The sequence below is a fragment of the Finegoldia magna genome (assembly GCF_018371055.1).
GTDB lineage: Bacteria > Bacillota > Clostridia > Tissierellales > Peptoniphilaceae > Finegoldia > Finegoldia magna_I.
In genome coordinates this window covers 1-5,698 of sequence record NZ_JAGYZD010000107.1, presented here as the reverse complement: position 1 = coordinate 5,698, position 5,698 = coordinate 1, and the positions used below count along the sequence as shown (strand labels likewise).

Annotated in this window: 6 protein-coding genes and 1 pseudogene; 6 read left to right on the top strand and 1 reads right to left on the bottom strand. The window is 28.7% G+C overall.

Translation table 11 applies throughout. The annotated features are described in order from the left end of the window. Positions 1–129, bottom strand: a pseudogene (locus tag KHW44_RS05765) (plasmid mobilization relaxosome protein MobC); the annotation flags it as partial. Positions 130–578: 449 nt separating this feature from the next. Between KHW44_RS05765 and KHW44_RS05760 the strand changes: the two are divergent. From KHW44_RS05760 to KHW44_RS05735, 6 genes are all read left to right on the top strand, one after another. Then, a complete protein-coding gene (locus KHW44_RS05760; protein ID WP_304067058.1) occupies positions 579–1,163 on the top strand; it encodes a TetR/AcrR family transcriptional regulator in 585 nt (194 codons plus the stop codon). Between the two features lie 9 nt (positions 1,164–1,172). Beyond that, entirely contained in the window at positions 1,173–2,150 is a 978-nt protein-coding gene (locus tag KHW44_RS05755) for an AraC family transcriptional regulator (protein ID WP_304067055.1), read from the top strand. 66 nt (positions 2,151–2,216) lie between these two features. Beyond that, positions 2,217–2,807, top strand: a complete 591-nt coding sequence (locus KHW44_RS05750; RefSeq protein WP_002834820.1) for an MptD family putative ECF transporter S component — start codon at positions 2,217–2,219, stop codon at positions 2,805–2,807. After that, positions 2,804–3,475: an energy-coupling factor transporter transmembrane protein EcfT gene (locus tag KHW44_RS05745; protein ID WP_094225134.1), complete on the top strand. Its 672-nt coding sequence runs from the start codon at positions 2,804–2,806 to the stop codon at positions 3,473–3,475. The genes KHW44_RS05750 and KHW44_RS05745 overlap by 4 nt, the downstream gene beginning before the upstream one ends. Before the next feature lies 1 nt (position 3,476). Further along, entirely contained in the window at positions 3,477–4,940 is a 1,464-nt protein-coding gene (locus tag KHW44_RS05740; RefSeq protein WP_304067053.1) for an ABC transporter ATP-binding protein, read from the top strand. After that, positions 4,940–5,698: ABC transporter ATP-binding protein (locus KHW44_RS05735; protein ID WP_304067051.1), on the top strand; the 759-nt coding region annotated here is incomplete at its 3' end. The genes KHW44_RS05740 and KHW44_RS05735, both read left to right, overlap by 1 nt.

The window sequence follows — 5,698 nt, the reverse complement described above, 5'->3', positions numbered from 1 at the left end:
TAATACACATTTCCTAAGAAAGTGGGACATAGTTTTGCAGTTTGCAAGTTTCATTTTCTTTTCAAAGATTTCTTTTTCTTCATCTGTTAAATATATTTTAAGCTGATTATTTCTTTTTCTATTATCCATAGTATATCTCCTTTATAAAATATATTTCGGGGTCTTAGGGTTTCCATAACAAGGTAAAAATTAGCAGTAGACTTCAACCAATCGCTAACTATATTAGCTCTTGGAAAGTTCTTGCATAGCACCTACCAAACACTCAAGTAAACTTTCGTGTGGTTAGGTGCGTAAAAAAATGGAGCATTCCTTAAAGAACTGCTCCATTAATTTTTTTCGTAAGTGTCCGTACACTTACTGTGCTTGCTATTAAAGTTATAAGCGTTAAGCGTATATTAAGTTCGTTAATTATACCGCATTTAAAGAAATTAATTAAGAAGTATAAAGGGCGTTCAAGCAAATATCTTAGATAAGATTACTAAAATTTAAAATAATTCATATATTGAAATTAATTATCAAATGAGTTACAATAAAACTGACGGTATCGTCGGAATTATTTATTGACAGGAGATAAAGTTTTGAATGATAAAAAATTGAAAGTTGGAGAAAAAAGGAAGTTAGAAATTCTGGAAGCGGCAAAGACATGTTTTTTAGAAAAGGGTTTCCAAAATACAACTATGGAAGATGTTATAGAAAAAGTCAGTTTAAGTAAAGGTGGTGTTTACTATCATTATGGCTCAACCTATGAAATGATTTATGATTTTATGAAATTAGGTATCAATTATAGAGGAGAAAAAAGCAAAACTATCGACACATCTAAGTTAACGACTTTAGACGCAATTACTGAGATGATGATGGAAAGAATTTATGATGAAAATGAATTTAAAAGCATCTATGCAATTTTTTTGAAACTACAAAATGAAGATAAAAGATTGTGTGAAATGTTTGAAAATTTAAAAGAAACAAACACAGAAATTTTATCGTCTGCATTTGATCCAAAAGATAAGCTTTCATCTATTTTTAAAGATGAGTTTTTAGTGACCTTTGTAAATACTTTGATTTTAGGATATGAAAGTTTAAATCAAAAAGAAATTTTTATTGAAAATAAAAAAACAATCAAAAAGATGTTGGAAGGTTATTTGAGAGAAAAACTTATTAATTAGGAGATTTTTATGGGTAAGGAGTTAATGTGCCATCTTTATGGAAGAAATTTAGAAAAAATAATAGAAAATTCTAAAGGGAGAATTTGCGAATTTCATAATTTGGAAAATGGGAAGTATATAGTTTCGAAGTACGAAATTTTCAAAGGGGTAACAGTTTTTTATAATGATATACACACTTCTGTCATAAAGAAAAAATTATCAAAAAATTTAAATCAAAGCTATGAGATTAATCATTGTAGAGAAGGAAGATTTGAATGCGTGTTAAGCGATGGAACTATTACTTATATGGAATCGGGAGATTTTGCAATCAATGCAAGTAGTAACAGCTCTGAGGAATCTTTTTTTCCTATATCTCATTATCATGGTGTGACTTTTTATATTAATCCAAAAGAATTCGATAGCGAAATATATTTTTTAGAAGAAATGTTAGGGATTAAATTTGAAGTTGTTTTAAGAAAATTATGTAATAAGGATAAAGTTTTTGTACAAAGAGCTACTCAGCATATTGAACATATTTTTTATGAAGTTTATAAAGTTCCAGATGAAATTCTAATTGAATATCTAAGGGTAAAATTTCAAGAACTTTTCCTATATATTTCAAACCTTGATACCAGTAACATGATAAGCGATAGGAAATATTTTATTAAGACAAATGTTGATATTGTAAAGAAAATAGATGAATTTATAAAGAATAATTACGAAAAAAATATAACTTATGATAAACTATCAGAAATTTTTAAGATAAATTCTACCACAATGAAATCTTGCTATAAGAGTGTTTTTGGGCAAACAATTAAGGAAGCTATAACAAGTAAAAGATTGGAGGTAGCGGCTGATTTTTTGAATAATTCATCAATTTCAATTACGGAAATTGCTATTAGGGTAGGTTTCACAGATCATGCTAAATTTTCAAATACTTTTAAAAATAAGTTTAATCTCACTCCTTCAGAATATAGAAAAATATCTAAAACAGCACATTTAGTCTAAATAGTCAAGAAAATAAGCTTAGCCTATTATAAGATGATAATAGATATCAAATAAGGAGGTTGAATTATGGAAAGTAAAAAATTAACTATAAAAGATTTAGCAACCATAGGAATCTTTTCTGCAATCATGATTGTTGTGTTCATTGCTTTTTCAATGATTACAGGGGCATCATTATTTTTCAATATGATTTTTAATGCTGTGTTTACTGCACTAATTTTAGGACCATTTTTTGTTTATATGGCTATGAAAGTAGGCAAACCGGGAGTTGCACTAATTTATAATATTATACAAGCTATATTAGCAACTGTCTTTATGGGTCCTTTTATGATTCCATGGTTTGTAGGTGGTGGGATAATTGCAGAGTTATCTATGCTTGGTACAGATAGCTATAGGAATATAAAAAGAATTACTATTGCTTGGATAATTACATCATTAACTAGAGCGGCTCATGGTATGAGCGAAATATGGTTTTTTAAAGATGCCTTCATTAAGTCTGGCGTATCTCCAGAACAAGTTCAAATACAAACTCAGTATTATACAAATCCTAAATGGATTCTTATTTCTTTAGCATGTACTATTGTGGCGGCAATTATTGGTTGCTATTTAGGAAATAAGATGACAGAAAAGCATTTTAAAAAGACAGGCATAATAAAATGATGCATTTGGACTTACGTTCCAAATTAGTAGTATTTTTAAGTACGGTATTTTTGGTTTCAGTATTGTCCAAAGATACTGTACTTTTTTTATTAGCCGCCATTCTAGTTATTTATGTATCACTGCAAGGATATAGCAAATCTACTATAAAACTAATTATTGCAATTGGTGTTTTAAGTTTTTTGAGATTTGTCTCAAATGGTGAAGGTTTTGGCATTTTGATTCCAGATATGTTTCTGTTTATGGTTATAAGAACATTAGTTATAGTTCTATCAGTAATACCAATTTTAAAAACACCTCCAGGAGAGATAATGGCAATAATGAAAAAAATGAAAATTCATAGAAATGTTGCTTTGCCACTTATTTTCATGATGAGATTTTTCCCAGTAGTTAAAAGTGAGTTTAAAGAAATTATCGACTCATTGAGATTAAGAGGATTAATTTCTATTAAAAAACCATTTTTAACGATGGAATATTTATTTGTTCCTATGATGTTTTCATCTTCAAAAATAGCTGAAGAACTTGCCGCCGCATCGGAAGTAAGAGGAATTTCTGCATCTGGAAAACATAGCTCAAGAAGAGAAATAAAATTTAGAAATCTTGATGTTATTGTTTGTTTAATCACCATCTTTATCACAATGAGCATGATTTTCCTTGAGAGGAGTTATTAAGATGATCAATTTAAAAAATGTAAGCTTTGCCTACAGTAAAGATTCAGCAAACATCTTAAAAAATATTAATTTGGAAATTAATGATGGGGAATGTGTTGCCTTTATAGGGGCGAGTGGTTGTGGTAAAACTACCCTTACAAGACTTATAAATGGTCTTGCTTATAAATTCTATGGAGGAAAATTAAAGGGAGAAATTTCCATAGATGGAATAAATCCCCTGGAAAAAGAATTATATGAAATAGGGAGGAAAGTAGGATCTATTTTTCAAAATCCCAAGAGTCAATTTTTTGCAGAAAATGTAGAAGATGAAATTGCCTTCGGGCTTGAAAATTATGGGATAGAAAGAGAAAAAATAGATGAAATAATCAATAATTCCTTAAAATCTATTAATGGAGAAGATTTAAAAGATAAAAACTTATTTCATCTTTCAAGTGGAGAAAGACAAAAAATAGCAATTGCTTCAATAAATGCACTTAATCCACCTATTTATGTTTTTGATGAACCGTCTGCTAACCTAGATATGAAAAGTGTAGAAGCTTTAAGAAAACTTATGCTTTTATTAAAGAAAAATAAAAAGACAATAATCATTTCAGAGCATAGGCTATACTACCTTAGAGGAGTAGTGGATAAATATTATTATCTTAAAAATGGGGAAATTAGCAATGTTTTTACAGAGGAAGAACTATTATCAAAAAGTGAAGATTTTTTCAATAAGTTAGGATTAAGATTCTTTTCTTTAAATAAAATATATCCTAAAATAAATAAGTTAAAAGAGATAAATTCTATGAACTTAGAAAAAATTTCTTTTTCCTATAATAAGAATGTCCTTATAAAAGATTTGACCTACGAATTTAAAAGTGGAAATATTTATGGAATTATTGGGGATAATGGCATAGGCAAATCTACTCTGTTTAAAATTTTAAGTGGACTTGTGAAAAAAGATAGTGGTTTTATATCTATAAATGGAGAAAAATTAAACAAAAGAAATAGGCAAAAAAGAATATACTACCTGTCAAATAATCCTGATAGTAATCTTTTTGAAGTTTCAGCAGAAGACGAGTTAAAACTAAATAATAAAGATGCAGATACAGATAAAATATTAGCTGATTTTAACTTAGAAAATTTAAAAGACATCCATCCACAAATCATGTCAGGCGGACAAAAACAAAGATTAACTATCGCCTCAGCAGAACTTTTAGAAAGAGATGTTTATTTATTTGATGAGCCAACAAGTGGTTTAGATGGACATAATATGCAAATTATTTCAGAAAGAATGAAGAAATTACAAGAAAAAGAAAAAATTATACTTATAATTTCCCATGATTATGAATTTTTGTGTAATTCCTGCAATAAAATTCTTTATCTAGACGGATACTCTTTTGAGGAATTTTCTACAAAGGAGGATAAAGAAAAAATATTAGCTATATTAATGGGAAAAAAATATAATATTAAGGAGGGGATTTGATGGATCTAATAAAACAATATGTAAAAAAGAGAAAAGGCTCATATTTTATGTCAATCTTACTGGCAATAATTGGAGTGGTGGCTGGGCTTTTTTCTTATATTTTTATGGCAAAAATTATTGTAAATTTGATTAATGGAGTAAGCGACATGAGTTTATATACTCCACTATGCATAAGTATTTTAATAACATTTGTTATTAAAGAAGTGGCAGCAGGAATATCAACAAATATTTCCCATACGGCAACCTTTAATTCATTAGGAGAAATTAGAAATGATATTTCTAAGAAACTTTTTAAGATGCCACTAGGAGATGTATTATCAAGAACATCTGGAGAATTAAAAAATATTATAGTTGAGCAAGTTGATTCTATGGAAACATCACTTGCCCATTTAGTGCCAGAATTTACGGCAAATTTAGTAGGACCTATTCTATTGTTTATTTACATGTTTACATTAGATTGGCGATTGACTTTGCTATCACTAATTCCATTTGTGGTGGGAATGGCTAATATGATGTCTGTTATGAATGCTCATTATAAAGAAATGTTTGGAAAGTCAGTTGCCATTGGTCAACATATGAATAATTCCATTGTTGAGTATATAAATGGGATAGAAGTAATAAAGACCTTTAATCAAAGCGGATCATCTTATAAAAAATACGCTGATGCAGTTTATGACAATGCAAGCTTTTATTATAACTGGATGGGTGAATCTATGAATAGGGTTGCCATAGGTAGATTACTTTCTCCTATGGGAATT